This is a genomic window from Pseudomonas sp. DE0157 (assembly GCF_007678615.1).
GTDB classification, from domain to species: domain Bacteria; phylum Pseudomonadota; class Gammaproteobacteria; order Pseudomonadales; family Pseudomonadaceae; genus Aquipseudomonas; species Aquipseudomonas parafulva_B.
This window is the reverse complement of sequence record NZ_VEJN01000008.1, coordinates 145,805-172,253: the sequence shown is the minus strand read 5'-3', so window position 1 is coordinate 172,253 and position 26,449 is coordinate 145,805. Positions and strand designations below refer to the sequence as shown.

Annotated in this window: 23 protein-coding genes; 9 read left to right on the top strand and 14 right to left on the bottom strand. The window is 62.6% G+C overall.

Features of this window, described 5'->3' with window-relative positions:
* Positions 1 to 151: 151 nt before the first annotated feature.
* The 9 genes from FS777_RS12620 to FS777_RS12580 all read right to left on the bottom strand — a co-directional run bounded on the left by FS777_RS12620 (position 152) and on the right by FS777_RS12580 (position 11,802).
* Complete coding sequence (locus tag FS777_RS12620) at positions 152 to 1,120, bottom strand: peptide ABC transporter ATP-binding protein (protein ID WP_058604386.1); 969 nt, start codon at positions 1,118 to 1,120, stop codon at positions 152 to 154.
* Complete coding sequence (locus FS777_RS12615; RefSeq protein ID WP_145255776.1) at positions 1,120 to 2,088, bottom strand: ABC transporter ATP-binding protein; 969 nt, start codon at positions 2,086 to 2,088, stop codon at positions 1,120 to 1,122. Before FS777_RS12615 ends, FS777_RS12620 begins: the two co-directional genes overlap by 1 nt.
* An 11-nt stretch (positions 2,089 to 2,099) precedes the next feature.
* A complete protein-coding gene (locus FS777_RS12610) occupies positions 2,100 to 3,026 on the bottom strand; it encodes an ABC transporter permease subunit (RefSeq protein ID WP_058637480.1) in 927 nt (308 codons plus the stop codon).
* Positions 3,027 to 3,035: 9 nt separating this feature from the next.
* Positions 3,036 to 4,046, bottom strand: coding sequence for an ABC transporter permease subunit (locus FS777_RS12605; RefSeq protein ID WP_058637549.1), 1,011 nt, complete (start codon positions 4,044 to 4,046; stop codon positions 3,036 to 3,038).
* 88 nt (positions 4,047 to 4,134) lie between these two features.
* Positions 4,135 to 5,745: an ABC transporter substrate-binding protein gene (locus FS777_RS12600; protein ID WP_058637481.1), complete on the bottom strand. Its 1,611-nt coding sequence runs from the start codon at positions 5,743 to 5,745 to the stop codon at positions 4,135 to 4,137.
* Between the two features lie 69 nt (positions 5,746 to 5,814).
* On the bottom strand, positions 5,815 to 7,194 hold the full coding sequence (locus FS777_RS12595) for an OprD family porin (RefSeq protein WP_145255772.1): 1,380 nt from the start codon (positions 7,192 to 7,194) through the stop codon (positions 5,815 to 5,817).
* Between the two features lie 161 nt (positions 7,195 to 7,355).
* Positions 7,356 to 8,948, bottom strand: coding sequence for an ABC transporter substrate-binding protein (locus FS777_RS12590; RefSeq protein ID WP_145255769.1), 1,593 nt, complete (start codon positions 8,946 to 8,948; stop codon positions 7,356 to 7,358).
* A 138-nt stretch (positions 8,949 to 9,086) separates the two neighbouring features.
* A complete protein-coding gene (locus tag FS777_RS12585; RefSeq protein WP_145255766.1) occupies positions 9,087 to 10,712 on the bottom strand; it encodes an ABC transporter substrate-binding protein in 1,626 nt (541 codons plus the stop codon).
* 373 nt (positions 10,713 to 11,085) lie between these two features.
* Positions 11,086 to 11,802 carry an SIMPL domain-containing protein gene (locus FS777_RS12580; protein WP_145255764.1) on the bottom strand — a complete coding sequence of 239 codons (717 nt, stop codon included), beginning with the start codon at positions 11,800 to 11,802 and terminating at the stop codon, positions 11,086 to 11,088.
* 201 nt (positions 11,803 to 12,003) lie between these two features.
* Here FS777_RS12580 and FS777_RS12575 point away from each other — a divergent pair, with 201 nt between their 5' ends.
* The 4 genes from FS777_RS12575 to FS777_RS12560 all read left to right on the top strand — a co-directional run bounded on the left by FS777_RS12575 (position 12,004) and on the right by FS777_RS12560 (position 16,408).
* On the top strand, positions 12,004 to 13,260 hold the full coding sequence (locus tag FS777_RS12575) for an ATP-binding protein (protein WP_145255761.1): 1,257 nt from the start codon (positions 12,004 to 12,006) through the stop codon (positions 13,258 to 13,260).
* Positions 13,260 to 13,820, top strand: coding sequence for a response regulator transcription factor (locus FS777_RS12570; protein ID WP_058637486.1), 561 nt, complete (start codon positions 13,260 to 13,262; stop codon positions 13,818 to 13,820). The genes FS777_RS12575 and FS777_RS12570 overlap by 1 nt, the downstream gene beginning before the upstream one ends.
* Before the next feature lie 228 nt (positions 13,821 to 14,048).
* Positions 14,049 to 14,990, top strand: a complete 942-nt coding sequence (locus FS777_RS12565; RefSeq protein WP_058637487.1) for an AEC family transporter — start codon at positions 14,049 to 14,051, stop codon at positions 14,988 to 14,990.
* Positions 14,991 to 15,046: 56 nt separating this feature from the next.
* Positions 15,047 to 16,408, top strand: a complete 1,362-nt coding sequence (locus tag FS777_RS12560; RefSeq protein ID WP_145255758.1) for an amino acid permease — start codon at positions 15,047 to 15,049, stop codon at positions 16,406 to 16,408.
* Between the two features lie 15 nt (positions 16,409 to 16,423).
* On the opposite strand, the gene FS777_RS12555 is transcribed toward FS777_RS12560, so the two are convergent.
* The 5 genes from FS777_RS12555 to gatC all read right to left on the bottom strand — a co-directional run bounded on the left by FS777_RS12555 (position 16,424) and on the right by gatC (position 21,234).
* Positions 16,424 to 17,467, bottom strand: coding sequence for a calcium/sodium antiporter (locus tag FS777_RS12555; protein WP_058604398.1), 1,044 nt, complete (start codon positions 17,465 to 17,467; stop codon positions 16,424 to 16,426).
* Positions 17,468 to 17,526: 59 nt separating this feature from the next.
* Positions 17,527 to 17,901 (bottom strand): septal ring lytic transglycosylase RlpA family protein, encoded by a 375-nt coding sequence (locus FS777_RS12550; protein ID WP_078479061.1) that lies wholly within the window; start codon positions 17,899 to 17,901, stop codon positions 17,527 to 17,529.
* A gap of 121 nt (positions 17,902 to 18,022) precedes the next feature.
* Positions 18,023 to 19,468, bottom strand: a complete 1,446-nt coding sequence (gatB, locus tag FS777_RS12545; protein WP_145255755.1) for an Asp-tRNA(Asn)/Glu-tRNA(Gln) amidotransferase subunit GatB — start codon at positions 19,466 to 19,468, stop codon at positions 18,023 to 18,025.
* 11 nt (positions 19,469 to 19,479) lie between these two features.
* On the bottom strand, positions 19,480 to 20,931 hold the full coding sequence (gene gatA / locus FS777_RS12540) for an Asp-tRNA(Asn)/Glu-tRNA(Gln) amidotransferase subunit GatA (protein WP_145255752.1): 1,452 nt from the start codon (positions 20,929 to 20,931) through the stop codon (positions 19,480 to 19,482).
* Between the two features lie 15 nt (positions 20,932 to 20,946).
* A complete protein-coding gene (gene gatC / locus FS777_RS12535; protein WP_023533299.1) occupies positions 20,947 to 21,234 on the bottom strand; it encodes an Asp-tRNA(Asn)/Glu-tRNA(Gln) amidotransferase subunit GatC in 288 nt (95 codons plus the stop codon).
* Between the two features lie 206 nt (positions 21,235 to 21,440).
* Between gatC and mreB the strand changes: the two genes are divergently transcribed.
* The 5 genes from mreB (at position 21,441) to rng (ending at position 26,380) form a co-directional block, all read left to right on the top strand.
* Positions 21,441 to 22,478 (top strand): rod shape-determining protein MreB, encoded by a 1,038-nt coding sequence (mreB, locus tag FS777_RS12530; protein ID WP_003255163.1) that lies wholly within the window; start codon positions 21,441 to 21,443, stop codon positions 22,476 to 22,478.
* 194 nt (positions 22,479 to 22,672) lie between these two features.
* Positions 22,673 to 23,716: a rod shape-determining protein MreC gene (mreC, locus tag FS777_RS12525; RefSeq protein ID WP_230375198.1), complete on the top strand. Its 1,044-nt coding sequence runs from the start codon at positions 22,673 to 22,675 to the stop codon at positions 23,714 to 23,716.
* Complete coding sequence (gene mreD / locus FS777_RS12520) at positions 23,716 to 24,204, top strand: rod shape-determining protein MreD (RefSeq protein ID WP_078479059.1); 489 nt, start codon at positions 23,716 to 23,718, stop codon at positions 24,202 to 24,204. The genes mreC and mreD overlap by 1 nt, the downstream gene beginning before the upstream one ends.
* Before the next feature lie 33 nt (positions 24,205 to 24,237).
* Positions 24,238 to 24,867 (top strand): nucleoside triphosphate pyrophosphatase, encoded by a 630-nt coding sequence (locus tag FS777_RS12515; RefSeq protein ID WP_145255749.1) that lies wholly within the window; start codon positions 24,238 to 24,240, stop codon positions 24,865 to 24,867.
* 55 nt (positions 24,868 to 24,922) lie between these two features.
* Positions 24,923 to 26,380, top strand: coding sequence for a ribonuclease G (gene rng / locus FS777_RS12510; RefSeq protein ID WP_058604402.1), 1,458 nt, complete (start codon positions 24,923 to 24,925; stop codon positions 26,378 to 26,380).
* Positions 26,381 to 26,449 lie beyond the last annotated feature (69 nt).

Below are 26,449 nucleotides of genomic sequence, written 5' to 3'. Positions count from 1 at the left end.
TTGCACTGTTCATGCACTGACGAAAAGGGCCGCTTAGCGGCCCTTTTCGTTTATGTCTTACTTGTCGATCTGTCGTCTTGCACCGGTTCTGAAAGCCAGTGAATTGGCAGCGGTCTTGCCGGCCCGCCGGACCGGCCGATCCATACCTTCCTTAGAGAAACTGCTCCGCATAGTGACAAGCCACCTGCCGGGTCTCCACCTGCCTGAACGCCGGTACTTCATTGGCGCAGCGATCGGTCGCGTAGGGGCAGCGTTTGTGAAAAGCGCAGCCATCCGGCGGGTTGAGCGGGTTGGGCAGCTCGCCGGCAATGCGGATACGCGGTTTGGACGGATCTGGATGAATAGCGGGTGTGGCAGACAGCAGGGCCTGGGTATACGGATGCAGCGGCTTTTCGTAGATATCGGCTTTGGGCCCCATCTCCGCCGGTCTGCCCAGGTACATGACCAGTACATCGTCGGCCACGTGCCGTACTACCGCCAGGTTGTGAGAGATGAACACGTAACCGGTACCGTACTGCTGTTGCATGTCCATGAACAAATTCAGCACTTGGGCCTGGATCGACACATCCAGCGCAGACGTCGGTTCGTCGGCCACCAACACCTTGGGCTGCAACATCATGGCCCGTGCCAGCGCGATACGCTGGCGTTGTCCACCCGAGAACATGTGCGGATAGCGCTGGTAATGCTCCGGGCGCAGCCCCACCTGCTCCATCATCTTCTGCACCCTGTCACGCCGCTGCGCCTTGCTCAGCGTGGTGTTGATCAGCAACGGCTCGGCCAGTTGGTCACCGATCTTCTGCCGCGGGTTGAGCGAGGCGTAAGGGCTTTGGAAGACCATTTGTACGTCCCGGCGCAGTTGCTTGCGCTCGACCTTGCTGGCACCGGTTACCTCGGTACCTGCGATCTGCAGCGAGCCTGAGGTGGGCTGCTCGATCAGGGTCAGGGCGCGGGCCAGGGTCGACTTGCCGCAACCGGACTCACCGACCACCGCCAACGTCTTGCCCGCCTCCAGCTCGAACGAAACGCCATTGAGCGCGCGTACCAGCGCATGGCCCTTGAACAACCCGCGGGAGACTTCGTAATGCCGGGTCAGGTCCCGGGCCGATAGAACGACGGCCATCACGCCACCTCCTGGTTCAGTGGGTAGAAACAGCGGGCCAGGCTCTGGGCTTTGGGGTCCAGGGCCGGGCGCTGGTGTCGACAGTTGTCCTGCACATACGGGCAGCGTGGCGACAGCAGGCAACCCGTGGGGCGGTCATAGCGGCCCGGAACGATGCCGGGCAGGGTGGCCAATCGCTCGGCACCCAGGCTGTGCTCGGGAATCGCCGCCAGCAGGGCTTCGGTATAGGGGTGGGCAGGGATGTCGAACAGCTCTGGCACCTGGCCCACCTCCACAGCCTGGCCTGCATACATCACGCACACCCGGCGCGCGGTCTCGGCCACGACCGCCAGGTCATGGGTGATCAGGATCAGGGCCATGTTGCGCTCCTGCTGCAGGTTGACCAGCAGCTCCATGATCTGCGCCTGGATGGTCACGTCCAGCGCCGTGGTCGGCTCGTCGGCGATCAGCAGCTTGGGCTCGCCGGCAATGGCCATGGCGATGGCCACCCGTTGGCTCATGCCGCCGGACAGTTGATGCGGATAGGCGTCCAGGCGACTCTCGGCGGCCGGGATCTCGACCTTCTGCAGCAGTTCCAGGGCCCGTTGCCGCGCCGCCTTGCCCTTGAGGCCCAAGTGTTGGCGCAGCACTTCTTCGATCTGATAGCCCACGGTGTAGCTGGGGTTCAGGGCCGTCATCGGGTCCTGAAAGACCATGGCGATATCCTTGCCCACCACCTTGCGCCGTTGCCGGCCGCTGAGGGTGAGCATGTCGGTACCGTCGAAAGTCATGGCATCGGCGGTGATCCGACCCGGGGCCTCGATCAGGCCCATCAGGGCCATCATGGTCACCGATTTGCCCGAACCGGACTCGCCGACGATGGCCAGGATTTCGCCGGCATGAACCTGCAAGTCCAGCCCGTCCACCACCGGCACGGCGTCCGCGTCGCCAAAACGCACGTTGAGGTTGTTGATCTGCAACAAAGACATGGGTGTGCTCCTCAGGCGGCGTTCTTGAGTTTGGGGTCGAGCGCATCGCGCAGGCCATCACCCATCAGGTTGATCGCCAGTACGCTGAGCAGGATGGTCAGGCCCGGCAGGCTCACCACCCACCAGGCGCGCTCGATGTAATCCCTGGCCGAGGCCAGCATGGTGCCCCACTCCGGCGTCGGGGGTTGCACGCCAAGGCCCAGGAAACCCAGGGCGGCGGCATCGAGAATGGCCGAGGAAAAGCTCAAGGTGGCCTGCACGATCAGCGGCGCCATGCAGTTGGGCAGCACGGTCACGAACATCAGGCGCCACAGCCCAGCACCTGCCAGCCGGGCGGCGGTGACGTAGTCGCGGTTAAGCTCGCCCATCACGGCGGCGCGGGTCAGGCGCACGTACGAGGGCAGCGAGACGATGGCAATGGCGATCACGGTGTTGATCAGGCCAGGGCCGAGGATGGCGACGATGGCGACGGCCAGTAGCAGCGAGGGCAGGGCCAGCATCACGTCCATCAGGCGCATGATCGAAGGGCCGACGAAATGCGGGAAGAAGCCTGCCAGCAACCCGAGCAGAATGCCGGGGATCAGCGATATCACCACCGATGACAAGCCGATCAGCAAGGACAGGCGCGCCCCCTGGATCAAGCGCGAGAGCAGGTCGCGGCCAAGCTCATCGGTGCCCAGGATGAACTGCCAGGTGCCGCCCTCCAGCCACACCGGGGGAGTCAGTAGAAAATCGCGGTACTGCTCGCTGGGGTCGTGGGGTGCGACCCAGGGCGCAAACAGCGCGCAGAACACCACCACGCACATGAACGCCAGGCCCATCACCGCGCCCTTGTTGCGCGCGAATGCCTGCCAGAATTCCTTGTAGGGCGAGGGGTAGAGAAGGCTCTGGTCCACCGGGCTGACCGGGGACAGGTTTTTTGCAGTCGAGTTGGTCATGACGGGGCCTCAGCGCTGATGACGGATGCGTGGGTTGGCCAAGCCGTAGAGAATGTCCACGACGAAGTTGACCAGGATCACCAGGCAGGCAATCAACAGAATGCCGTTCTGGACCACGGGGTAGTCACGGGCACCGATGGCTTCGATCAGCCATTTGCCGATGCCCGGCCAGGAGAAGATGGTTTCGGTCAACACTGCACCGGCCAGCAAGGTGCCGACCTGCAGGCCGAACACGGTCAAGACGGGAATCAGGGCGTTGCGCAAGCCGTGCATGAACACGACCCGGGCCGGGGAAAGCCCTTTGGCGCGCGCCGTGCGGATGTAGTCCTCGCGCAGCACTTCGAGCATGGAGGAGCGCGTCATGCGTGCGATCACGGCCAGCGGGATGGTACCAAGGACGATGGCCGGCAGAATCAGGTGCATCACCGCATCCTTGAACGAGCCTTCTTCATCGCTGAGCAGGGTGTCGATGAGCATGAAGCCGGTCTTGGGTTCGATGTCATAGAGCAGGTCGATGCGCCCGGATACCGGAGTCCAGCCCAGGCTCACCGAGAAGAACATGATCAGGATCAGGCCCCACCAGAAGATCGGCATCGAGTAGCCGGCCAGCGAAATCCCCATCACCCCATGGTCGAACAGCGAGCCGCGCTTGAGCGCGGCGATCACCCCGGCCAGCAAGCCGACCACGCCGGCGAACAGCAAGGCGGCCATGGCCAGTTCCAGGGTGGCCGGGAACAAGGTGGTGAACTCGCTCCATACGCTCTCGCGCGTGCGCAGCGACTCGCCCAGGTCGCCCTGGGCCAGCTTGCCGATGTAGTCCAGGTACTGGGCTGGCAACGGTTTGTTCAGGCCTAGCCGTTCCATGGCCTCGGCATGCATTTGCGGGTCGACCCTGCGTTCGCCCATCATCACTTCCACCGGGTCACCGGGGATCAGGCGTATCAGCGCGAAGGTCAGCAAGGTGATGCCGAAAAAGGTCGGGATCAACAGGCCGAGGCGCCGGGCAATAAAACTCAACATGGTCGCAGTTACCTCATCAGGCCGCATGGCAGGTACCTGCCACGGCAGAGCCGCCATTGCCCACAGGGCAACGGCGGTCGTTGTTGTTCTACTTCACTCGGGTGGTAGCGAAGTTGTTGCTGGTCAGGGGGCTGATCACGTAGCCCTCCACGTTGTCACGCATGGCCGTGAACACCTTGGGGTGGGCCATGCTGATCCAGGGCTGGTCCTCATCGTACACCGTCAATGCCTCGCTATAGAGCCTGGCACGCTCGTCGTTGTCGCTCACCTCGCGGGCGCGGGTGATCAGTGCCTGGAATTTCGAGTTGCACCAGCGTGCATAGTTCTCGCCATTGCTGGCCGCCTCGCAGCTAAGCAAGGGGGTGAGGAAGTTGTCCGGGTCGCCGTTGTCGCCGGCCCAGCCACTGGACACCAGGTCCGCCTCGCCTTTCTTGGCACGGCGCAGCATTTCGGCCCATTCCATGACACGGATATCCAGCTTAAGGCCGATCTGCGCCAGGTCGGACTGAAGCATCTCGGCGGACAGTCGCGGATTTGGGTTGGTCGGGCCGCCGCCATTGCGGGTGAACAGGGTGATGACCGTGCCCTGGGGTACACCGGCTTGTTTAAGCAGCGCACGAGCCTGGTCCAGATCGCGTGGCGGGTTCTGGTTGGCGGTGTTGTAGCCGATCATCGAAGGGGGATACGGGTTGATGCCGACCAGCGCATTGCCTTTGCCGAACAGCTGGTCGACGTGGGTCTGGCGGTCGAATGCCATGTTGATCGCCTTGCGCACGCGTACATCACTCAGGTACGGATGCTGGGTGTTCATGGCAATGTAGCCGGTCACCAGCGCTTCGGTCTGCGCGACCTTCAGGCGCGGATCCGCCATGATCGACGGCACATCGTCCGGTTTGGGATACAGCGCAACCTGGCACTCGTTGGCGCGCAACTTCTGCAGGCGCACGTTACTGTCGGTGGCGATGGCGAAAACCAGGGCATCGGCGGGCGGCTTGCCACGGAAGTAGTCCGGGTTGGGCTTGAAGCGGACCTGGGCATCTTTGTTGTAGCGCTGGAAAATGAACGGCCCGGTGCCGATTGGCTTGCTGTTGAGCTCTGCCGTTTTGCCGGCTGCCAGCAACTGATCGCCGTACTCGGCGGAATAGATGGATGTGAAGCCCATGGCCATGTCGCGCAGGAAAGGCGCCTCGGGCCGGGTCAGGGTGATCACCACGGTGTAGTCGTCGGTCTTGTCCACCGACTTGAGCAACGATTTGAAGGCCATGCTCTCGAAGTAGGGGTAGCCGATGCTGGTCTTGTCGTGCCAGGGGTGGTTCGGGTCAAGCTGGCGGCGCAAGCTCCAAAGCACATCGTCGGCGTTCAGATCGCGGCTGGGCTTGAAATAGTCGGTGGTGTGGAACTTGACCCCACGGCGAAGGTGGAAGGTATAGGTCAGGCCGTCGGCAGAAATGTCCCAGCGCTCGGCCAGAGCTGGTTGTACATCCGTGGTGCCGGGCTTGAAGTCCACCAGGCGGTTGAAGAGGGTTTCAGCTGCAGCGTCGAACGTCACCGCCGTGGTGTATTGCACCACGTCGAACCCTTCGGGGCTGGCCTCGGTGCACACCACCAGCGGCTTGGCGGCCAGCTGAGACGTACTGCCCAGGATCAGCGTTGCCAGCAACAGGCGCAATGCCGATGTCTTCTTGGTCACAGCTTGCATGGATCAATTCTCCCTGCGTTGTGCTCCAGCCTGACGCCCGACCCGCTGGCAAGCGGGCCGGGCGGCCGGTCAGAGGATGTTGAACGGAATGGTGGTCACGAGCCTGAATTCGTTCAGGCTGCCATCGCCCTGTGCCTTGCTTGCGCGGTGCGTGGTGTAGGTAGCGCGGATGCTGGTGTCCTTGAGCGGTCCGCTCTGTACCGCGTAGCTGGTGCCGATGCCCCACTCGTAATGGGTCTCGCCATCGAGGCCTTGGACGTCGTAGGCGCTGCCTCGGTAATGGGTGCCGTCGATGCCCCAGCCACGCGCGTTGTACAGGTTGAATTTCAGCCCTGGCACGCCGTAGTAGGCCATGTTGAGCACATAGGATAGCTGCAGCGATTTCTCGTTCGGGCCGTTGAAGTCCGACAGCAGCGAGTTGGCCAGGTAGATGCCGTTGGTTTCGTGGAGGTAGTCGAAATACTCGTTGCCATTGACCTGCTGCCAGGCGGCGGTAAGGGTGTGGGCCTGATGGGTCAGGCCCAGCGACAGGCTGTAGGTGTCGTTGTCGATGTCGCCCATCTTGCGGCTGCCGGCGTCCACCGTCTTGTAGTAGTTAAGACCCGTGGACAGGCTGAGCACGGCGCTGTCGCCGAACAGGTGATTGGCGCCGAAATAGTACTGGTTCCAGAAATCTTCGACCTTGGTGGCGTACAGGCTGGTGGTCAGGCTCTTGAGGGGCTGGTAGTTGATACCGACCGTGCTGGCGCGGTCGGTTTCCACCCCGGCCGCCCCGTATTCGCTGCGGAACTTGCTCAGGCTCTGCTCGGTACGTGGCGATACCCGGTCGAAGGTACCCAGGTCGAACGTCAGGTTGTCGAATTCAGCGCTGTGCAGGAACGCGCCCTGGAAACTGGAGGGCAGGGCGCGGTTGCCGATGAAAGCGATCATCGGGGTATCGACGGTCTGACGACCGAGGGTCAGGGTGGTATTGGACATACGCGCCTTGACGTTGCCCAACCCCAGTTTGCTCCACTGGCCGATGGCATCGCCGTCGCTGTGGGTCAGGGTACGGTTGTTCGGCCCTGCAATCGCTTCGCGATCCTGCTGCAGGGCGATGGCATTGTAGCCGGCTGCCTCCACGGCAAAGCCCACCGTGCCCTGGCTAAAGCCCGAGGTGTAATTGAGGATGGTGCCCTGCACCCAGTTTTCACGCGTGTGGGTGGGGTGACGGGTACCGTCGCTCTTGTAGTAGCGCCATAGCGGTGCGCGCGTGGCGCGTTCGCGGGCGTACCAGTTGCGCGTCGTCCCGCTCAAGCTCTGGCCATCGACAAAACCCTTGGCCTGCGCCTGGGCGCTTTGGGCTGCGACGGTGAGCGGCAGGTAGGCTTGGCTCTGTGGGTCGGCGTGGGCGGTGGAGGTTGCCACGCCTATGGCTAACGCCAGCGCGCTCGAATTGAACAGTCTCACGATAGAAGCTCCTTTTCATTTCTAGTTATTGCCGGCCTTGTGGGCCGGGTGGGTGTTGCCGTGTTGCCTGGAGCGCCCCGGGATCACCGAGGCTGAAGCGGACGATGGTCATGCATGGCGCGCGGGTCTCCCCACCTGCGCGCCACGCCTGTCCGGCGGTGCTAATCGACGCTGACGCCGGAAAAATCGTTGCGTCCGAACGGGCTGACCTTGAACCCGGACACTTGGGTGCTCAGGGGCTGATTGACAGTTGAGTGGGCCACTGGCGTGATCGGCACCTGCTGCTTGAGCCGCTGCTGGGCTTGCTGATAGAGCGCGGTGCGCTGGGCCTGGTCGGTGACCTGCTTGGCTTGCTTGACCAGGTTGTCGTACTGCGGGTCGCACCATTGCGAGTAGTTGTTGCTGCCAATGGCATCGCAGCTGTACAGCGTGCCCAGCCAGTTGTCGGGGTCGCCGTTGTCACCTGTCCAACCGATCAGCGCCACATCGTGCTCACCGCTCTTGAGGCGCTTGATGTATTCGCCCCATTCGTAGCTGACGATGCGCACTTTGAAGCCCAGCTTGCTCCAATCGGCTTGGAGCATTTCGGCCATCAGCTTGGCGTTAGGGTTGTAGGGGCGTTGCACCGGCATGGCCCACAGGGTGATTTCGGTGCCAGGCTTGACCCCGGCCTGCTCGAGCAGCTGGCGGGCTTTGTCCGGGTCATGGGGTGCATCGGTGATGCTGGTGTCGTAGGACCATTGTGTGGGCGGCATCGCATTAACCGCCCGTTGCCCGGCTTGCTGGTACACCGCCTGCAGGATGGCTTGCTTGTTGACCGCCATGTCCATGGCCTGGCGTACCTCAAGCCGGTCGAATGGCGGGTGCTGGGTGTTGTAGGCGATATAGCCCAGGTTGAACCCTGCTTGCTGCAAGACCTGCACTTTGGGGTCCTGCTTGAGCCCTGGCAGGTCGGCCGGCCGCGGATGCAGGGTGACCTGGCACTCGTTGCGGCGCAGTTTCTGGATGCGCACCGACGGGTCGACATTGATCGAGAACACCAGGTTGTCGAGCTTCACCTGCTCGGGCGCCCAGTAGGCACGGTTGGCCTTGTAGCGGATCTGCGAGTCCTTCTGGTAACGCTGGAACACGAACGGGCCGGTGCCTATCGGTTGCTGGTTGATGTCGCTGGGCCGCCCGGTCTTGAGCAGTTGCTCGGCGTATTCGGCGGACAGGATCGATGCAAAGCTCATGGCCAGGTTCTGGATGAACGCGGCATCTACCGTGTGCAGCGTGAACACCACGGTGTATGGGTCGGTCTTTTCGACGCCTGCGATGTTCTTGTCCAGGCCCATGCTGACGAAGTAGGGGAACTCGGTGGGGTAGGCCGTGCGAAACGGGTGCTGCCTGTCGAGCATGCGGTTGAAGGTGAACAGCACGTCGTCTGCGTTGAAGGGCCGGCTGGGGATGAAGGCCTTGTTGCTGTGAAAGCTCACGCCTTCGCGCAGGTGAAAGGTGTAGCGCAGGCCGTTCTCGCTGACTTCCCAGCGGGTGGCCAGGGCAGGATGTACCGCCGTGCCGCCGCGTTCGAACTCCACCAGGCGGTTGTAGATCGGCTGGGCGGCGTCATTGTCGGTGGCGGTGGTGTATTGGGCCGTATCGAAACCGGCCGGGCTGCCTTCGGAGCAGAACACCAGGTTGTTGGCCATCACCGCTGGCGTCTGGCCGACGAGGGCCAGGGCGAGCAGTGTAGAAAGTCGGGTCAGGTGGCGCATGCTAAGTCCTTTTGGGTGCGGGGCCGGCTCCGGGCACGAATCGCGGCAACAGTTCGCCTGTCCCGCACGCTTGGCAGCGGGACGACGGGGTATGGATTGGGTGGGTCAGGCGCCCGTCAGGCGGGCGCAGCCCTCAGGCTATTTGTCCACGCTGACGCCGTAGAACGCGTTCAGGGCAAATGGACTGATCTTGAAGTCCTTCACCTTGGCGCTCATGGGCTGGTAGACGGTGGAGTGGGCAATCGGGGTAATCGGCACCTGTTCCTTGAGGATGTGCTGGGCTTTCTGATAAAGCTCGGTGCGCTTGGCCTGGTCGGAGGTGGCCTTGGCCTGCTTGATCAAGTCATCGTAGGGCTTGTAGCACCACTTGGAGAAGTTGTTGCCGTCGATGGCGTCGCAGCCGTACAACGTACCCAGCCAGTTGTCAGGGTCGCCATTGTCCCCGCTCCAGCCAATGAGCATGGCGCCCTGTTCGCCCGCCTTGGAGCGCTTGATGTACTCGCCCCATTCATAGCTGACGATCTTGGCCTTGATACCGACCTTGGCCCAGTCTGCCTGGAGCATCTCGGCCATCAGCTTGGCGTTGGGGTTGTACGGGCGCTGGACCGGCATGGCCCAAAGAGTGATTTCGGTGCCGTCCTTGATGCCGGCTTCCTTGAGCAATTGGCGGGCCTTGTCGGGGTCGTAGGGAGCGTCCTTGATGCTGCTGTCATACGACCACTGGGTCGGCGGCATGGCATTGACCGCCAGCTGGCCTGCCCCCTGGTACACCGACTCGATGATTTTCTGCTTGTCCACGGCCATGTCCAGCGCCTGGCGCACCTTGAGCTGGGCCATGGGGTTGGGCTGGTTGCTGCCCTTGACCTGGTCCATCACGTTGTAGGCGATGTAGCCCAGGTTGAAGCCCGCCTGCTGGGGCATCTGCAGTTTGGGGTCCTGCTTGAGCGGGGCGATATCGGCCGGGCGCGGGAACAGCGTGACCTGGCACTCGTTCTTCTTGAGTTTCTGCATGCGCACCGAAGCATCGGTGGTGATGGCGAAGATCAGGTTGTCGATCTTCACGTCCTCGGGTTTCCAGTAGTCCTTGTTACCCTTGAAGCGAATCTGCGCGTCTTTCTGGTACTTGCTGAACACGAACGGGCCGGTGCCGATCGGCTTCTGGTTGATGTCGGCGGCCTTGCCATTCTTGAGCAACTGGTCGGCGTACTCGGCGGACTGGATGGACGCAAAGCTCATGGCCAGGTTCTGGATGAAAGCGGCGTCGACGTCGTTGAGAGTGAACTTGACCGTGTGGTCGTCCAGTTTCTCGACGCTGGCGATATTCTTATCCATGCCCATGTCGGTGAAGTACGGGAACTCGGTGGGGTAGGCCTTGCGGAACGGGTGGTCCTTGTCGAGCATGCGGTTGAACGTGAACAGCACGTCGTCTGCATTGAACGGGCGGGTGGGCTTGAAGTAATCGGTGGTGTGGAACTTCACGCCTTCGCGCAGGTGGAAGGTGTAGGTCTTGCCATCCTCCGCCACCTCCCAGCGCGTTGCCAGCCCAGGAATGACCGCGGTGCCGCCTCGCTCGAACTGAGTCAACCGGTTGAAAACCGTTTCGGCAGAGGCGTCGAAATCGGTGCCGGTGGTGTATTGCCCCGGGTCGAAACCGGCCGGGCTGCCTTCTGAACAGAACACCAGGTTGGAAGCGGCGAAGGCCGACGGGGCGCCGGTGAGCAAACCTGCGCCTAGCAGGAACGGAATGACTGCATGTTTGAGCATGTTGGCCTCATTGTTGTCATTGTTCAGAAGAGGCGGCCTCGTGAGCCGACCTGCGGATACTTATGCAGGGGTGGGCCCAATGCAATATGCACAAGGTTAGTCGGGACTTGAAATGTGGCACGGCAGTACATGAATGTCGCATCGGTGTAACTTTTGACGGAGTTAAACGTTTGCGAGGGCAGAATGGTGGCTTTTTGCAGAATATTGCTGATTAAAGGAAGATGTCGGGAAAGGCTTAAGAGGGTGTAGGAAATCTCTTAAAATGCGGGCTACCCGTTAGGGGAAGAAGAAAGCCCTGGCGGGCCAGTGAAGGCGCCAGGGCATCTGCTGCTGGTCAGGGGCTGGCCTTGGGCCTGCTCCTGCCCCCTTGAGGTCAGGGCATCTGAACTTCGATCAAGCCATCGGCGTTCATGCTCACTTCGCTGGTGCCCGCCTCGATGTCCGGCGCGGGCGCAGCCTCGTCTGCTGCCATGGCTTTCATTGCCATCGGCGCACTGCGCAGGTAAGGACGTGGGTAGCCGCTGCTGTTCAAGTTGAGGCTGACCACCTTGTAACCGCTGCCGCCCAGGGCTTTGGTGGCCAACTGGGCGCGCGTCTTGAACGCGTCGACGGCCTCCTTGAGCAGTGCGTCTTCGCTGGACTTGCGGGTAGCCGGTGCGATGGAGAAGTCCATGCCGCCCATTTTCAGGTCTTGCAGCAGCTCGGCGGTGAGCTGTGAAAGCGCCGGGAAGTCCGCGCTTTCGAGCCGCAGCTCGGCACGCTCGCGCCAGCCGGTGATTTTCTGGCCCTTGGTGTCGTACACCGGGTAGCTGTTGCGGCTGCCCTGGCTGATCTTGACGTCCTTGACCTGGCGCGACTGCTGCACGGCCTTGTTCATGGTCTCGGTGATCTGCTTGGCAAGCTTGCTCGGGTCGGTGTTCTGCGCTTCGCTGTAGAGGGTCACGACCATCAGGTCGCGTGCCACTTCCTTGCTCACTTCGGCGCGCAGCGACACCTGGTTGAAGCGCGGTTCATCGGCGGCCAGCGCTGGCAGGCTGGCCAGCAGACCGCAGGACAAGAGAAGGGCAGCGCCGCGACGTTGGATTAGCATAAGGTGCTCCTTGGCAGATGAAAGCGTGGGGTGTGGCCATCCATTCCACGCATGGCCCATCAGACCGGGAACAGTGTAGTGGGTTCAGCGCTGGCCCCATGAAGCTGTGACAAAGTGTGGCGGTTTGCCGCATCACTGCAGCAGCATGTCCCGCTTCGGTATACTCCAGCCGATTTTCTGGAGCACTCATCAGGAGAGCTCATGCTCGCCGCCGTACAACCGCTGTCCGCTACACGCCAGAACCTCTGGCGACTGACCGTCATTCGCGTTCTTGTGTTGGCCGCCCAGGCCGGCTCGGTGGGCGTGGCCTACTGGACCGAGCTGTTGCCACTGCCCTGGCTGTCGCTGGCCGGCACCCTGGCCTTGTCCTCGCTGCTGTGCGCCTTCACGGCGCTGCGCCTGCGCTTGTCGCTGCCGGTCACCGAACTCGAATATGCCCTGCAACTGGCGTGCGACCTGTTGATACACAGCGCCCTGCTGTACTACTCCGGCGGCTCGACCAACCCCTTCGTGTCCTACTACCTGGTGCCGCTGGCGATCGCGGCGGTTACGCTGCCCTGGCTGTATTCGCTGATTCTGTCGGGCATCGCGCTGACGGCCTACAGCCTGCTGCTGGTGCAGTTCTACCCGCTCGAAGGCCTGCCACTGGCACGGGACAAGATGCAGGTCTACGGCATGTGGCTGAGCATTGCGCTGGCCGCCGCGGTGATCACCTTCTTTGCCGCGCGCATGGCCGAGGAACTTCGGCGCCAGGAGCACCTGCGCTCGGAGCGCCGCGAAGAGAGCCTGCGCGATGAGCAGTTGCTGGCCGTGGCCACCCAGGCTGCGGGCGCAGCCCACGAGCTGGGTACGCCGCTGGCGACGATGAGCGTGTTGCTTAACGAGATGCGCCAGGATCACACTGATCCGCTGCTGCAGGAAGACCTGCAGATCCTTCAGGACCAGGTCAAGCTGTGCAAGGAAACCCTGCAACAGCTGGTTCGCGCAGCCGAGGCCAATCGCCGGCTGGCCATCGTCGAGCAGGACGTCACCGTCTGGCTCGACGAGGCCCTCAACCGCTGGCACCTGATGCGCCCGGAAGCCAGTTACCGCTTCCAGCGCCTGCGTGATGGTCTTGTCCCCCGGCTGACGCCGCCGCCTGATCTGACCCAGGCGCTGCTCAACCTGTTGAACAACGCCGCCGATGCCTGTCCCGATGACCTGGAGGTGCGCCTGGATTGGGATCACCAGGACATCGTCATCAGCATCCGCGACCATGGCCCTGGCGTACCGCCAGCCATCGCCGAAGCCATTGGCAAACCTTTCATTACCACCAAGGGCAAGGGCTTCGGCCTGGGCCTGTTCCTGAGCAAGGCCAGCGTCACCCGTGCGGGTGGCTCAGTGAAACTCTATAGTCATGAACAAGGTGGCACCCTGACCGAATTGCGCCTGCCACACGGCATGCGAGGAGAAGCATGATGAGTGAAGAAAACCAGGTCGAAACCGAAGAGCTGCCGCACCTGCTGCTGGTGGACGACGATGCTACCTTTACCCGGGTGATGGCCCGGGCCATGAGCCGCAGGGGCTTTCGGGTGAGCACCGCCAGCTCGGCCGAAGAAGGTTTGATCCTGGCCCAGCAAGACCTGCCGGACTACGCCACGCTCGACCTGAAAATGGACGGGGATTCGGGCCTGGTGCTGCTGCCCAAGCTGCTGGAGTTGGACCCGGAAATGCGGGTCGTCATCCTGACCGGGTACTCGAGCATCGCCACGGCAGTGGAAGCGGTCAAGCGCGGCGCCTGCAACTACCTGTGCAAACCGGCTGACGCTGACGACGTGCTGGCGGCCTTGCTGTCCGAGCACACCGACCTGGACACCCTGGTGCCGGAAAACCCCATGTCCGTGGACCGTCTGCAGTGGGAACACATCCAGCGCGTGCTGAACGAGCACGAGGGCAACATCTCGGCGACCGCGCGCGCGCTGGGCATGCACCGCCGGACATTGCAGCGCAAATTGCAGAAGCGGCCAGTGCGGCGCTGAATGCTGCTGCAGGCGCGATCTTGGCGGACGCCGGACCGGCCGCGATGAGCCCAGATGTAATGGGGCTGCGAGTTTGAAATCCTGCGGCCGCTGTGCGGCCCATCGCGTCCGGTTCAGTACTCCAGCAGGGCCGCTTGCAAGGCCATCACGGCACAATGCCCGCAAATCCTGGCCGTTGGCGTATCATTAGCCCCCTAACGGCAACCCCCCTTTCAGGATTGTGCGCCCATGCTTGCCCTTCTCATCCAGACGCTGAACATCACGGCGCCCGTTTTCGCCATGTTGTTTCTGGGCGTGTTGCTTCGCCGTATCCACCTGATCGACGACAACTTCAACAGGGTCGCCTCGCAACTGGTGTTCAACGTCTGCATGCCGGCCTTGCTGTTTCTGGGCATCTATCATGCCGACCTGGCGGCTGCGGTCCGGCCTGGGATCATGCTCTATTTCACGGTGGCCACCCTGGCCGGATTTGCCATCGCCTGGGGCATGGCCGTCTGGCGCAGCCCGTGGGCCGACCGAGGCATCTACACCCAGGGGGCCTTTCGCGGCAACAACGGCGTGATTGGCCTGGCACTGGCCGCAAGCTTGTACGGCGACTATGGCATCTCATTGGGTGCAGTGTTGGCCGGGTTGGTGATCTTGTTGTACAACTCGTTGTCTGCCATCGTGCTGGCGGTCTACAGCCCCGATCTGAAGTCCGACCCGTGGAGCATTCTCAAAAGCATCCTGAAAAACCCGCTGATCCTCAGCGTGCTGGTCGCCATTCCCATGGCCTACGGCCAAGTCCCGTTGCCAAATTGGCTGCTTACCTCCGGTGATTACCTGGCGCAGATGACGCTGCCCCTGGCCCTGATCTGCATTGGCGGCACCCTGTCGCTGACGGCTCTGCGCGACAGCGGCCGGCTGGCCGTGGACGCCAGCCTGGTAAAAATGGCCTGGCTGCCGCTGATCGGTACCCTTGGCGCCTGGCTTTGTGGTTTTCGCGGCGCTGAACTGGGCATCCTGTTCCTCTACATCGGCAGCCCTACCGCTGCGGCCAGCTACGTGATGGCGCGTGCGGCCAACGGCAACCATGAACTGGCCGCTTCGATCATCGTGATCACCACGCTAATGGCCGCGATCACCACCAACATTGGTATTTTCATCTTGCAGTGGGGCGGATGGATCTAGATCCTTGACTGCAAACAACAGCAACAGCATTGCCTCACTGAGCGAAAGGACACTTCATGCAAGACCAGAGCACGCCCGAGCGGTTACAGCGCGGGCTGAAGAATCGTCACATCCAGCTGATCGCGCTCGGCGGCGCCATCGGCACGGGGTTGTTCCTGGGCATCGCCCAGACCATTCAGCTGGCCGGCCCCTCGGTCTTGCTGGGCTATGCCATTGCTGGCCTGATGGCTTTCCTGATCATGCGCCAGCTTGGGGAAATGGTCGTGGAAGAGCCGGTCGCCGGTAGCTTCAGCCATTTTGCCCACCAGTACTGGAGCGAGTTCGCAGGCTTCGTGTCTGGCTGGAACTACTGGGTAGTCTACGTGTTGGTCGGCATGGCCGAGCTGACGGCGGTGGGTATCTACGTCCAGTACTGGTGGCCTGAGTTTCCAACCTGGGCCACGGCCGCGATCTTTTTCGTGGTGATCAACCTGATCAACCTCACCCAGGTGAAGGTTTATGGTGAGATGGAGTTCTGGTTCGCCTTGGTAAAAATCGTGGCCATCGTCAGCATGATAGGTTTCGGCGCCTGGTTGCTCAGCACCGGCAGCGGCGGCCCGGATGCCAGTGTGGCCAACCTGTGGCAATACGGCGGGTTCTTCCCCAATGGTGTGACCGGCCTGGTCATGGCCCTGGCCGTGATCATGTTTTCGTTCGGTGGCCTGGAACTGGTAGGCATCACGGCCGCCGAAGCCGACAATCCGCGCCAGAGCATACCCAAGGCCACCAACCAGGTGGTCTACCGGATCCTGATCTTCTACATCGGCGCGCTTGCGGTGCTGCTTTCGCTGTACCCCTGGCAGAAAGTGGTACAAGGCGGTAGCCCGTTCGTGATGATTTTCCATGAACTGGACAGCGACCTGGTCGCGACCGTCCTCAACATCGTGGTCCTGACAGCGGCGCTGTCGGTTTACAACAGCTGCGTGTACGCCAACAGCCGCATGCTGTTCGGCCTGGCCAGCCAAGGCGATGCCCCACGTCAGTTGCTCAAGGTCAGCCGCAGCGGTGTACCCCTGGCAGCTTTAGGCATTTCTGCCCTGGCCACGGGCCTGTGCGTGGTGATCAATTACCTGATGCCCGGCCAAGCCTTTGGCCTGCTGATGGCACTGGCGGTGTCGGCATTGGTGATCAACTGGGCCAGCATCAGCATCACCCACCTCAAGTTCCGCAAGGCCAAGCGCGCGGCAGGGGTACAGCCCTTCTACCAGAGCTTGGGTCATCCGTTCACCAACTACCTGTGCCTGGCCTTCATCGTGCTGATTTTGGTGGTGATGTACCTGACGCCACCTATTCGCATCTCCGTGATGTTGATCCCGGGCTGGATCCTGCTGCTGTGGGTAGCCTTCAAGTTGAAGAAGGCTCGTCAGGCCAGCCGCTGACCTGACGCTCGGTACTCAATGCTGGCGGCGCCAGGCGCGCACCGTGGTGTACACCAACACCACCGCCAGCACGGGCAATACATAGAGCAGCATCAGGCGCTCCAGGCGCTCGGCCAGTGGCATGCCCATGGTGAACGCGGCGATGTGCAGGCCGTAGGCCAGGTACAGGCACAGGAACACCAGTCCTTCGGCCCGGGTGATGCGATAACCCGAATAAAACACCGGCAAGCTCAACGCGGCCACGCCCAGCATGACGGGCAGGTCGAAATCCAGTGCATTGGGCGAAATCGACAAGGGCTCGGGGGTCACCACGGCGGTCAGGCCCAACACGCCCAGCAGGTTGAACAGGTTGCTGCCGATCACCGTGCCCACGGCGATCTCGCGTTCACCGCGCAAGGCAGCGATCAGGGCTGCCGCCAATTCCGGCAACGATGTGCAGATGGCCACCACCGTAAGGCCGATGACGCGCTCGGACAGGCCCAGGTCGGTGGCCACCTCCACGGCCGCGTCGAGCAGCAGATGACCGGCCAGGCTCAGCAGCCCCAGGCCTGCCATCACCAACAGCAGCGCAGCGCACCAGAAGCGCGCCGGGCTTTGTGGCACCGATGGCGGGGCAGGGTAGGTGCGTGCGTAGTGACGGGACTGGTGCCAGAGCATGGCCAGATAACCCACCAGCCCCAGCAGCAGCAACACGCCTTCAACGCGTCCCAGATAGCCATTGGCAGCTAACCCGTAGACCAAGGCACTGGCCAGGATCATCAACGGGATATCCAGGCGTACCAGCTGGCGAGAGACGCGAAGCGGAATGACCAGGGCTGCCAGGCCAAGAATGGCCAGCACATTGAAGATGTTGCTGCCGATGACGCTGCCCACGGCAACGTCCGGTGCGCCTTGGTAGGCGGCCTGCAGGCTGAGGGTCAACTGGGGTGCGGTGCTGCCGAATGCCACCAGGCTCAGCCCGATGATCAGCGGCCGGACATGAAGGCGTTGCGCCAGGCGCAGTGCAGCCCGTACCAGCAGTTCGGCGCCTGCGACCAACAGCAGCAAGGCGATGCCCAGCTGCAGCAGGCTGAACGTGGGGAGGGTGGCCAGATCGAAAATGGTAGGGCTCCTGGGCGTCAGTCACTAAGACCTTGTACTCGCACGCGCGCTGTTCCGCTACGCACCATGCCGATTTTTTCAGCGGCAGCCCGAGACAGGTCGATCAGTCGACTGCGGGCGTGCGGGCCGCGGTCATTGATACGGACCACGACGCTGCGTCGATTGGCCAGGTTGGTCACCAGCACCCGGCTGCCGAACGGCAGGTTGCGATGAGCCGCCGTCAGGCCATGCTGATTGAACGCCTCGCCGCTGGCGGTGCGTTTGCCGTGATGGCGGGCACCGTAGTAGGAGGCAGTACCCGTGCGGTCATATCCTCGCGGGTCGATGTCATGGCTGGCGCAGCCTGCCAGACAGGAAAAGAGGGCCAAACTGGCCAGAGAACGTTTCAACATGCAGGTACTCCAGTGCGCCGCAGCTTGTGACCGGGCGCGGGACAAACCAAGGTTGACCAGGGTGCGCTGGTCAGCCTCGGCTGGTCTGTCAGCGAGGGCGAGCCCCCGCTGGAGGGTACGGTCAACCTTCGAGCTTGGTCTTGAGCAGCTGATTCACCTGCCCAGGGTTGGCCTTGCCCTTGGATGCCTTCATGGCTTGGCCGACGAAGAAGCCGAACATCTTGCCGCGCTTGGCCTCGTCGGCGGCGCGGTACTGTTCGACCTGTTCGGCATTGGCCGCCAGCACCTCGTCGAGCATCGATTCGATAGCGCCACTGTCGGTGACCTGCTTGAGGCCACGGTTTTCGATGATGGTGTCGGCATCGCCTTCACCTGCGGCCATGGCCTCGAACACGGTCTTGGCGATCTTGCCGCTGATGGTGTTGTCGCGGATGCGCACCAGCATGCCGCCCAGCTGTGCGGCGGTGACCGGGGCCTGGTCGATCTCGATGCCGAGCTTGTTGAGCAGGCTGCCCAGCTCGACCATGACCCAGTTGGCGGCCATTTTGGCGTCGCCCCCGAGCTTGACCACCTCCTCGAAGTAGTCCGCCTGTTCACGGCTCGAGGCCAGTACGTTGGCATCGTACGCCGACAGCCCGTACTGGCTCTGGAAGCGCTCGACTTTCTGGGTGGGCAGTTCCGGCAAGCCGGCGCGCACGGTTTCCAGGAAGCTGTCCTCGATGACCACCGGCAGCAGGTCCGGGTCGGGGAAGTAACGGTAGTCGTTGGCTTCCTCCTTGCTGCGCATGGAGCGGGTTTCGTCCTTGTTCGGATCGTACAGGCGCGTTTCCTGAACCACCTTGCCGCCGTCCTCGATCAAGTCGATCTGGCGTTGGATTTCGCTGTTGATCGCGCGCTCGATGAAGCGGAACGAGTTGACGTTCTTGATCTCGCAGCGAGTGCCAAACTCGGTCTGGCCCTTGGGCCGGATCGACACGTTGCAGTCGCAGCGCAGCGACCCTTCGGCCATGTTGCCGTCGCAGATGCCCAGGTAGCGCACCAGCGCATGAATGGCCTTGACGTAGGCCACCGCTTCCTTGGCGCTGCGCATGTCGGGCTCGGACACGATTTCCAGCAGCGGGGTGCCGGCACGGTTCAGGTCGATGCCGGTGGAACCGCTGAAATCTTCGTGCAGGCTCTTGCCCGCATCTTCTTCCAGGTGGGCGCGGGTCACGCCAATGCGCTTGATGGTGCCGTCTTCCAGGGCGATGTCCAGATGGCCCTTGCCCACAATGGGCAGGTCCATCTGGCTAATCTGGTAGCCCTTGGGCAGGTCAGGGTAGAAGTAGTTCTTGCGCGCGAACACGTTGCGCTTGCCGATTTCGGCATCGATGGCCAGGCCGAACATGCACGCCATGCGTACCGCTTCCTGGTTCAGGACCGGCAGTACACCTGGCATGCCCAGGTCGACCAGGCTCGCCTGCGTATTGGGTTGCGAGCCAAACGTGGTGGCACTACCGGAAAAGATTTTCGACTGGGTGGCGAGCTGAGTGTGGATTTCCAGCCCGATCACAACTTCCCATTGCATGTGTCTGTTCCTCAGAAGCCGTTAGGGGCGCGGGTGTGCCAATCGGTCACCTGCTGGTAGCGATGGGCTACGTTAAGCAGGCGGCCTTCCTGGAAGTAGGGCGCCAGCAACTGCACGCCCACCGGCAGGCCATCGACGAAGCCGGCTGGCATCGAGAGCCCTGGCAGGCCCGCGAGGTTGGCCGTAATGGTGTAGACGTCCTCGAGGTAGGCGGCAACCGGATCGCTGCTCTTGGCGCCCAGTTTCCAGGCCGGGTTGGGGGTGGTCGGGCCGAGAATCAGGTCGACGTCCTTGAAGGCAGCCATGAAGTCGTTCTTGATCAGGCGGCGAATTTGCTGGGCCTTCACGTAGTAGGCGTCATAGTAGCCCGCCGACAGGGCGTAGGTGCCGACCATGATCCGGCGCTGCACTTCGGCACCGAAGCCTTCGCCACGGGAACGCTTGTACAGGTCGGTCAGGTCCTTGGGCGCTTCGCAGCGATGACCGAAGCGAACACCGTCGAAACGCGACAGGTTCGAGGACGCTTCTGCCGGGGCGATCACATAGTACGCCGGGATGGCGTGCTGCATGTTCGGCAGGCTGATTTCCTTGACCACCGCGCCGAGCTTTTCCAGTTCCTTGACGCTGGCCTGTACGAGGTCGGCAATGCGCGGGTCCAGACCAGCACCGAAGTACTCCTTCGGCAGACCGATGCGCAGCCCTTGCAGCGAATCACCCAGGGTGGCGCTGTAGTCGGGAACCGGCTCCTCGATGCTGGTCGAGTCCTTGGCGTCGAAGCCGGCCATGCCTTGCAGCAAAAGCGCGCAGTCCTCGGCCGTGCGGGCCAGCGGGCCGCCCTGATCCAGGCTTGAGGCATAGGCGATCATGCCCCAGCGCGAGACGCGCCCGTAAGTGGGCTTGACGCCGGTGAGGTTGGTCAGCGCGGCCGGCTGACGGATCGACCCGCCGGTGTCGGTGCCGGTGGTCACCGGCAACAGGCGCGCGGCTACGGCAGCGGCCGAGCCGCCGGACGAGCCACCAGGTACGTGCTCGAGGTTCCAGGGGTTCTTCACCGCGCCGTAGTGGCTCGATTCGTTGGCCGAACCCATGGCGAACTCGTCCATGTTGGTCTTGCCCAGCGTCACCATGCCGGCTTCGGCAAGCTTGGCCACCACGGTGGCGTCATAGGGCGCCTTGAAGGTGTCGAGCATCTTCGAGGCGCAGCTGGTGCGCACGCCCTGTGTGCAGAACAGGTCCTTGTGGGCAATGGGCGCGCCCAGCAACGCCCCACCTTCGCCAGCGGCACGGCGGGCATCGGCGGCACGTGCCTGGCCCAGGGCCAGCTCGTCGGTCACGGTGATGAAGCTGTTGAGCTGTGGGTCGAGCTGCTTGATACGGTCCAGCAGGGCGCTGGTCAGCTCTTCGGAGGAAAACGACTTGTCGGCGAGTCCGCGGGCGATCTCGGCCAGGGTCAATTGATGCATGGCAGGCTCTATCCCTTACTCGATGACTTTCGGAACCAGGTACAGACCGTTCTCGGTCTGCGGGGCGACGGCCTGATAAGCGTCGCGCTGGTTGTGCTCGGTGACCTGGTCGGGGCGCAGGCGCTGGCTGGCCTCCAGGGGGTGAGCCAGGGGTTCGATGCCGGCGGTGTCCACCGCTTGCATCTGGTCGACCAACCCGAGGATGCTGTTCAAGGCGTCGGTAATGCGTGGCAGTTCGCCATCATTTAGGCCCAGTCGGGCCAGATGGGCGATCTTTTCCACGTCGCAGCGTTCAAGCGCCATGGGGATCTCCAGAAGGATAGAAAGAACGGATTCAGTGTCCGCAATGAGGAACATGTCAGCTTTTTGGCGGTCCAATGGCCGCGATCATCGGCTGGCATGCTCGGAAAAACAGCCAATTTAACATATTGGCTCCTTGCCCAAAATCCCTGCCATTGTTAGAGTTTGCCGCACTTTTTTACCCACGCTTTCCCCAGGGTCACTTTCCCATGTTCAAGAAACTGCGTGGCATGTTTTCCAGCGATCTGTCCATCGACCTGGGTACTGCCAACACCCTAATTTACGTGCGTGAGCGCGGTATCGTCCTGAATGAGCCCTCGGTTGTTGCCATCCGTACCCATGGCAATCAGAAAAGCGTCGTCGCCGTCGGTACCGAAGCCAAACGCATGCTGGGCCGTACGCCTGGCAACATCGCAGCCATTCGTCCGATGAAGGACGGCGTGATCGCCGACTTCAGCGTCTGCGAAAAAATGTTGCAATACTTTATCAACAAGGTTCATGAGAACAGCTTCCTGCAGCCCAGCCCTCGCGTGCTGATCTGCGTGCCGTGCAAGTCCACCCAGGTTGAGCGCCGCGCCATTCGCGAGTCGGCCCTGGGTGCAGGTGCCCGCGAAGTGTTCCTGATCGAAGAACCCATGGCCGCTGCCATCGGTGCCGGCCTGCCGGTCGAAGAGGCCCGTGGCTCCATGGTCGTCGACATCGGCGGCGGTACCACCGAAATCGCGCTGATCTCGCTCAACGGCGTGGTGTATGCCGAATCGGTGCGTGTGGGTGGCGACCGCTTCGACGAAGCCATCGTGACCTACGTGCGCCGTAACTACGGCAGCCTGATCGGCGAATCCACCGCCGAGCGCATCAAGCAGGAAATCGGTACTGCCTACCCGGGCGGTGAAGTGCGTGAAGTCGATGTCCGCGGCCGTAACCTGGCCGAAGGCGTACCGCGTGCGTTCACTCTGAACTCCAACGAAGTGCTCGAAGCGCTGCAGGAGTCGCTGGCGACCATCGTCCAGGCGGTCAAGAGTGCCCTGGAGCAATCGCCACCTGAACTGGCTTCCGACATCGCCGAACGTGGCCTGGTGTTGACCGGCGGCGGCGCACTGCTGCGTGACCTGGACAAGCTACTGGCCCAGGAAACCGGGCTGCCGGTCATCGTCGCCGAAGACCCGCTGACCTGTGTCGCACGCGGGGGCGGTCGAGCCCTGGAAATGATGGATAAGCACGCAATGGACCTGCTCTCGAGCGAGTGACGCTTGCTCGCTGCTCGTGAGCCCCGGTTTACAGGTAGCACGCACAGTGCTACCTGTATGTGCTGGCCGGTGCCCGTTCGGGTGCCTCATCCATCAATTCGCAACCAGGCTGGTGCCTTGTCCCATGTCCAATGACTTCCTGAGTCGTCCACGAGGAACGGCCCATTAAACCGCTTTTCTCCAAGGGCCCCTCGCTGGGCGTTCGCCTGCTCGTCCTGGTGGTGGTGTCGGTCGCGTTGATGGTCGTCGACGCGCGCTTCGACCTGCTCAAGCCTGTTCGCAGCCAGATGGGCCTGGTGCTCATGGAATCGTACTGGATCACCGACTTGCCGCAACGCGCCTGGCAAGGGGTGGCGGGCCAGTTCGGCAGCCGCAACGAGCTGATTGCCGAAAACGAGAAACTCAAGACCGAGGCCCTGCTGCTGCAAGGCCGCCTGCAGAAGCTGGCGGCGTTGACCGAGCAGAACGTGCGCCTGCGGGAGCTGCTCAACTCCTCGGCGTTGGTCGACGAAAAGGTCGAAGTTGCCGAGTTGATCGGTGTCGACCCCAACCCCTTCACCCACCGCATCCTGATCAACAAGGGTGAGCGCGATGGCGTGTTTCTCGGTCAACCGGTGCTCGACGCCCGCGGCTTGATGGGGCAGGTGGTCGAACTGATGCCCTATACCTCGCGGGTCTTGCTGCTCACCGACACCACCCATAGCATTCCCGTGCAAGTCAACCGCAACGGTTTGCGCGCCATTGCCAGCGGTACCGGTAACCCTGAGCGCCTCGAGCTGCGCCATGTGGCCGATACGGCGGACATCAAGGAAGGCGACCTGCTGGTCAGCTCCGGCATGGGCCAACGTTTCCCCGCCGGTTATCCCGTGGCCACCGTCAACGAGGTGATCCACGATTCCGGCCAGCCATTCGCCATCGTGCGCGCCATCCCCACCGCGGCGCTCAACCGTAGCCGTTACATGCTGCTGGTGTTCAGCGACCGGCGCACGCCCGAGCAGCGCGCCACCGATGCCGCGATTGCCCAGGAAGAAGCGGACCGCAAGGGGGGGACGGTTCCTGCTCAGGATACTGGTACGACCGGTCAAGGCACGCCTGTGAACGGTACGCCCGCAAACACCGCCCCTGCCGCGACCCCTGCGCCTGCCACCCAGCCCGGTACGCCTGCAACGGCGCCTGCTGCACAGCCTGCAAGCCCGGCCGCAGCACCCGCTGTGCCCACTCAACCCCGGAGGCAGTGATGGCCGCATCGCGCCGCAACAATGGTTGGATCATCTGGCTGACGTTTGCCGTCGGCCTGCTGCTCAGCGTCTCGCCCATGCCGCAGTTCATGGAAGTCTTTCGCCCCATGTGGCTGGCGTTGCTGGTGTCGTTCTGGACCTTGAACGTGCCGCACAAGGTCGGCATGGCCACAGCGTTCATGCTTGGCCTGGCCGAGGACGTGCTGTACGGCACCTTGTTGGGGCAGAACGCGTTGATCCTCACCCTGATCACATTCCTGGTGCTGTCCTTGCAACAGCGCCTGCGCATGTTCCCCATGTGGCAGCAAAGCCTGATCATTCTGGTTGTCTTCGGCATTGCGCAGTTGCTACAGCTGTGGCTCAGCGCCCTGACCGGCAACCGCCTGCCAACCCTGGCGCTGGTCTGGTCGGCCGTGATCAGCGCGCTGCTCTGGCCATGGATCAGCTTTGCCTTGCGCGATCTTCGCCGACGCTTGCACATCAATTGACGGCTTGATGGCCGCTGACAGGGAGATGTCCGAATGACCCTGCTATACCTGGCTTCCGGCTCTCCACGGCGGCGTGAGCTGCTGACGCAGATCGGTGTGCCCTTCAGGGTGGCCAGCGCGCCCATCGATGAAACCCCGCTGCCTGGCGAAAGCGCAGAGGCGTATGTGCAGCGCCTGGCCAAAGCCAAGGCTGCAGCCGGTCGCGCCAGTCTCGAACCTGCCAAGATGGCGAACGCAGGCGCTGTGGTGCTGGGCGCTGACACGGCCGTGGTGCTTGACGGCCGTATTCTCGGCAAGCCCGAGCACCGTGACGACGCGCTTGGCATGCTGGCCCGGTTGTCTGGCCGCGAACACCAGGTGTTGACGGCAGTGGCGCTCGATGACGGCAAGCGTGTGGAGAGCCTGTGTGTCAGCAGCACTGTCCGCTTTCGCCTCATCGACCAGCAGGAGGCCCAGCGCTACTGGGCCAGCGGCGAGCCAGCGGACAAAGCGGGCGGCTATGCCATCCAAGGGCTGGGCGCGGTATTCGTCACCGGGCTAATGGGCAGCTATTCGGCCGTGGTCGGTCTGCCATTGAGTGAAACGGCACAGTTGCTCGAGCGCTTCGGCATCGCTTGCTGGCAACCGGCGGCCTCGACACCTGAGGTGACACGCCCGCAGTAGCCAGCACCGTTTGCGCCATCCATCATTAGAACAAGACCCTGGACGAGAACCTGCCATGAGCGAAGAGATCCTGATCAACATCACCCCGATGGAGTCACGCGTGGCGGTGGTGGAAAACGGGGTACTGCAGGAAGTGCACGTCGAGCGCACCCAGCGTCGCGGCATCGTCGGCAATATCTACAAGGGCAAGGTGGTCAGGGTGCTGCCCGGCATGCAGGCGGCGTTCGTGGACATCGGGCTGGAACGGGCCGCATTCATCCATGCCTCGGAAATTTCGCAGCGCGAAGGCTCGGCGGTGGAAAACATCACCGCCCTGGTCCATGAAGGCCAGGCGCTGGTGGTGCAGGTCACCAAGGACCCCATCGGCAGCAAGGGCGCGCGGCTGACCACCCAGTTGTCGATCCCGTCGCGCTACCTGGTCTACATGCCCCGCAGCAGCCACGTGGGCATTTCGCTCAAGATCGAGGACGAGGCCGAGCGTGAACGCCTTAAACGCGTGGTCAGCGACTGCGTAGACAGCGAGAACATACAAGGGGCCGGCGGCTTCATCCTGCGCACCGCCGCCGAGGGCGCGCGGGCTGAGGAAATCCTGCAGGACATCCGCTACCTGCGACGGTTATGGGAGCAGATCGGGGCGCAGATCAAGACCTGTGGCGCACCCCTGGTCATCTACGAGGACCTGGGCCTGGCGCTGCGTACCCTGCGCGATCTGGTCAACCCGAAGATCGAAAAAATCCGCATCGACTCTCGGGAAACCTTCCAGCGCACCACGCAGTTCGTGCAAGAGCTGATGCCTGAAATCGCCGACCGTCTCGAACACTACCCAGGCGAAAGGCCCATCTTCGACCTGTACGGTGTCGAAGACGAAATCCAGCGCGCCCTGGATCGCAAGGTGCCACTGAAGTCGGGTGGCTACCTGGTGGTCGATCCGGCCGAGGCGATGACAACCATCGACGTCAACACCGGCGCTTTCGTGGGCCACCGCAACCTGGAAGAAACCATCTTCAAGACCAACCTGGAGGCCGCCACCGCCATTGCCCGGCAACTGCGGCTGCGCAACATTGGCGGCATCATCATCATCGACTTCATCGACATGGAGGACGAGGATCACCAGCGCCAAGTGCTGCGAACGCTGGAAAAACAGCTGGAGCGCGACCACGCCAAAACCAACATCATCGGCATCACCGAGTTGGGCCTGGTACAGATGACCCGCAAGCGCACCCGGGAGAGCCTTGAGCAGGTGCTGTGCGAACCGTGCCAGGCCTGCCAGGGACGAGGCAAGCTCAAAACCCCCGAAACCATCTGTTACGAGATTTTTCGCGAAATCCTGCGTGAAGCCCGCGCTTACCAGGCTGAAGGCTATCGCGTGCTGGCCAATCAGAAGGTGGTCGATCGCCTGTTGGACGAAGAGTCTGGCAACGTGGCTGAACTCGAGGCATTCATCGGGCGAACCATTCGCTTCCAGGTCGAGTCGATGTATTCGCAAGAGCAGTATGACGTGGTGCTGCTCTGAGGCCTGCTGAAACCCGACGCGCTTCGGTCGGCATGGCGAAAACGGCACCACGGGCCATTATGCATATAC

Bases quoted from the DNA above. Each gene is read 5' to 3' on its own strand.
- FS777_RS12550 (WP_078479061.1), bottom strand. From the start codon at position 17,901: ATGTTGAAACGTTCTCTGGCCAGTTTGGCCCTCTTTTCCTGTCTGGCA.
- gatA (WP_145255752.1), bottom strand. From the start codon at position 20,931: ATGCATCAATTGACCCTGGCCGAGATCGCCCGCGGACTCGCCGACAAG.
- gatC (WP_023533299.1), bottom strand. From the start codon at position 21,234: ATGGCGCTTGAACGCTGCGACGTGGAAAAGATCGCCCATCTGGCCCGA.
- rng (WP_058604402.1), top strand. From the start codon at position 24,923: ATGAGCGAAGAGATCCTGATCAACATCACCCCGATGGAGTCACGCGTG.
- mreB (WP_003255163.1), top strand. From the start codon at position 21,441: ATGTTCAAGAAACTGCGTGGCATGTTTTCCAGCGATCTGTCCATCGAC.
- FS777_RS12605 (WP_058637549.1), bottom strand. From the start codon at position 4,046: ATGTTGAGTTTTATTGCCCGGCGCCTCGGCCTGTTGATCCCGACCTTT.
- FS777_RS12590 (WP_145255769.1), bottom strand. From the start codon at position 8,948: ATGCGCCACCTGACCCGACTTTCTACACTGCTCGCCCTGGCCCTCGTC.
- FS777_RS12570 (WP_058637486.1), top strand. From the start codon at position 13,260: ATGAGTGAAGAAAACCAGGTCGAAACCGAAGAGCTGCCGCACCTGCTG.
- FS777_RS12620 (WP_058604386.1), bottom strand. From the start codon at position 1,120: ATGGCCGTCGTTCTATCGGCCCGGGACCTGACCCGGCATTACGAAGTC.
- FS777_RS12585 (WP_145255766.1), bottom strand. From the start codon at position 10,712: ATGCTCAAACATGCAGTCATTCCGTTCCTGCTAGGCGCAGGTTTGCTC.
- FS777_RS12575 (WP_145255761.1), top strand. From the start codon at position 12,004: ATGCTCGCCGCCGTACAACCGCTGTCCGCTACACGCCAGAACCTCTGG.
- mreD (WP_078479059.1), top strand. From the start codon at position 23,716: ATGGCCGCATCGCGCCGCAACAATGGTTGGATCATCTGGCTGACGTTT.
- FS777_RS12515 (WP_145255749.1), top strand. From the start codon at position 24,238: ATGACCCTGCTATACCTGGCTTCCGGCTCTCCACGGCGGCGTGAGCTG.
- FS777_RS12580 (WP_145255764.1), bottom strand. From the start codon at position 11,802: ATGCTAATCCAACGTCGCGGCGCTGCCCTTCTCTTGTCCTGCGGTCTG.
- FS777_RS12610 (WP_058637480.1), bottom strand. From the start codon at position 3,026: ATGACCAACTCGACTGCAAAAAACCTGTCCCCGGTCAGCCCGGTGGAC.
- FS777_RS12560 (WP_145255758.1), top strand. From the start codon at position 15,047: ATGCAAGACCAGAGCACGCCCGAGCGGTTACAGCGCGGGCTGAAGAAT.
- FS777_RS12615 (WP_145255776.1), bottom strand. From the start codon at position 2,088: ATGTCTTTGTTGCAGATCAACAACCTCAACGTGCGTTTTGGCGACGCG.
- FS777_RS12600 (WP_058637481.1), bottom strand. From the start codon at position 5,745: ATGCAAGCTGTGACCAAGAAGACATCGGCATTGCGCCTGTTGCTGGCA.
- gatB (WP_145255755.1), bottom strand. From the start codon at position 19,468: ATGCAATGGGAAGTTGTGATCGGGCTGGAAATCCACACTCAGCTCGCC.
- FS777_RS12565 (WP_058637487.1), top strand. From the start codon at position 14,049: ATGCTTGCCCTTCTCATCCAGACGCTGAACATCACGGCGCCCGTTTTC.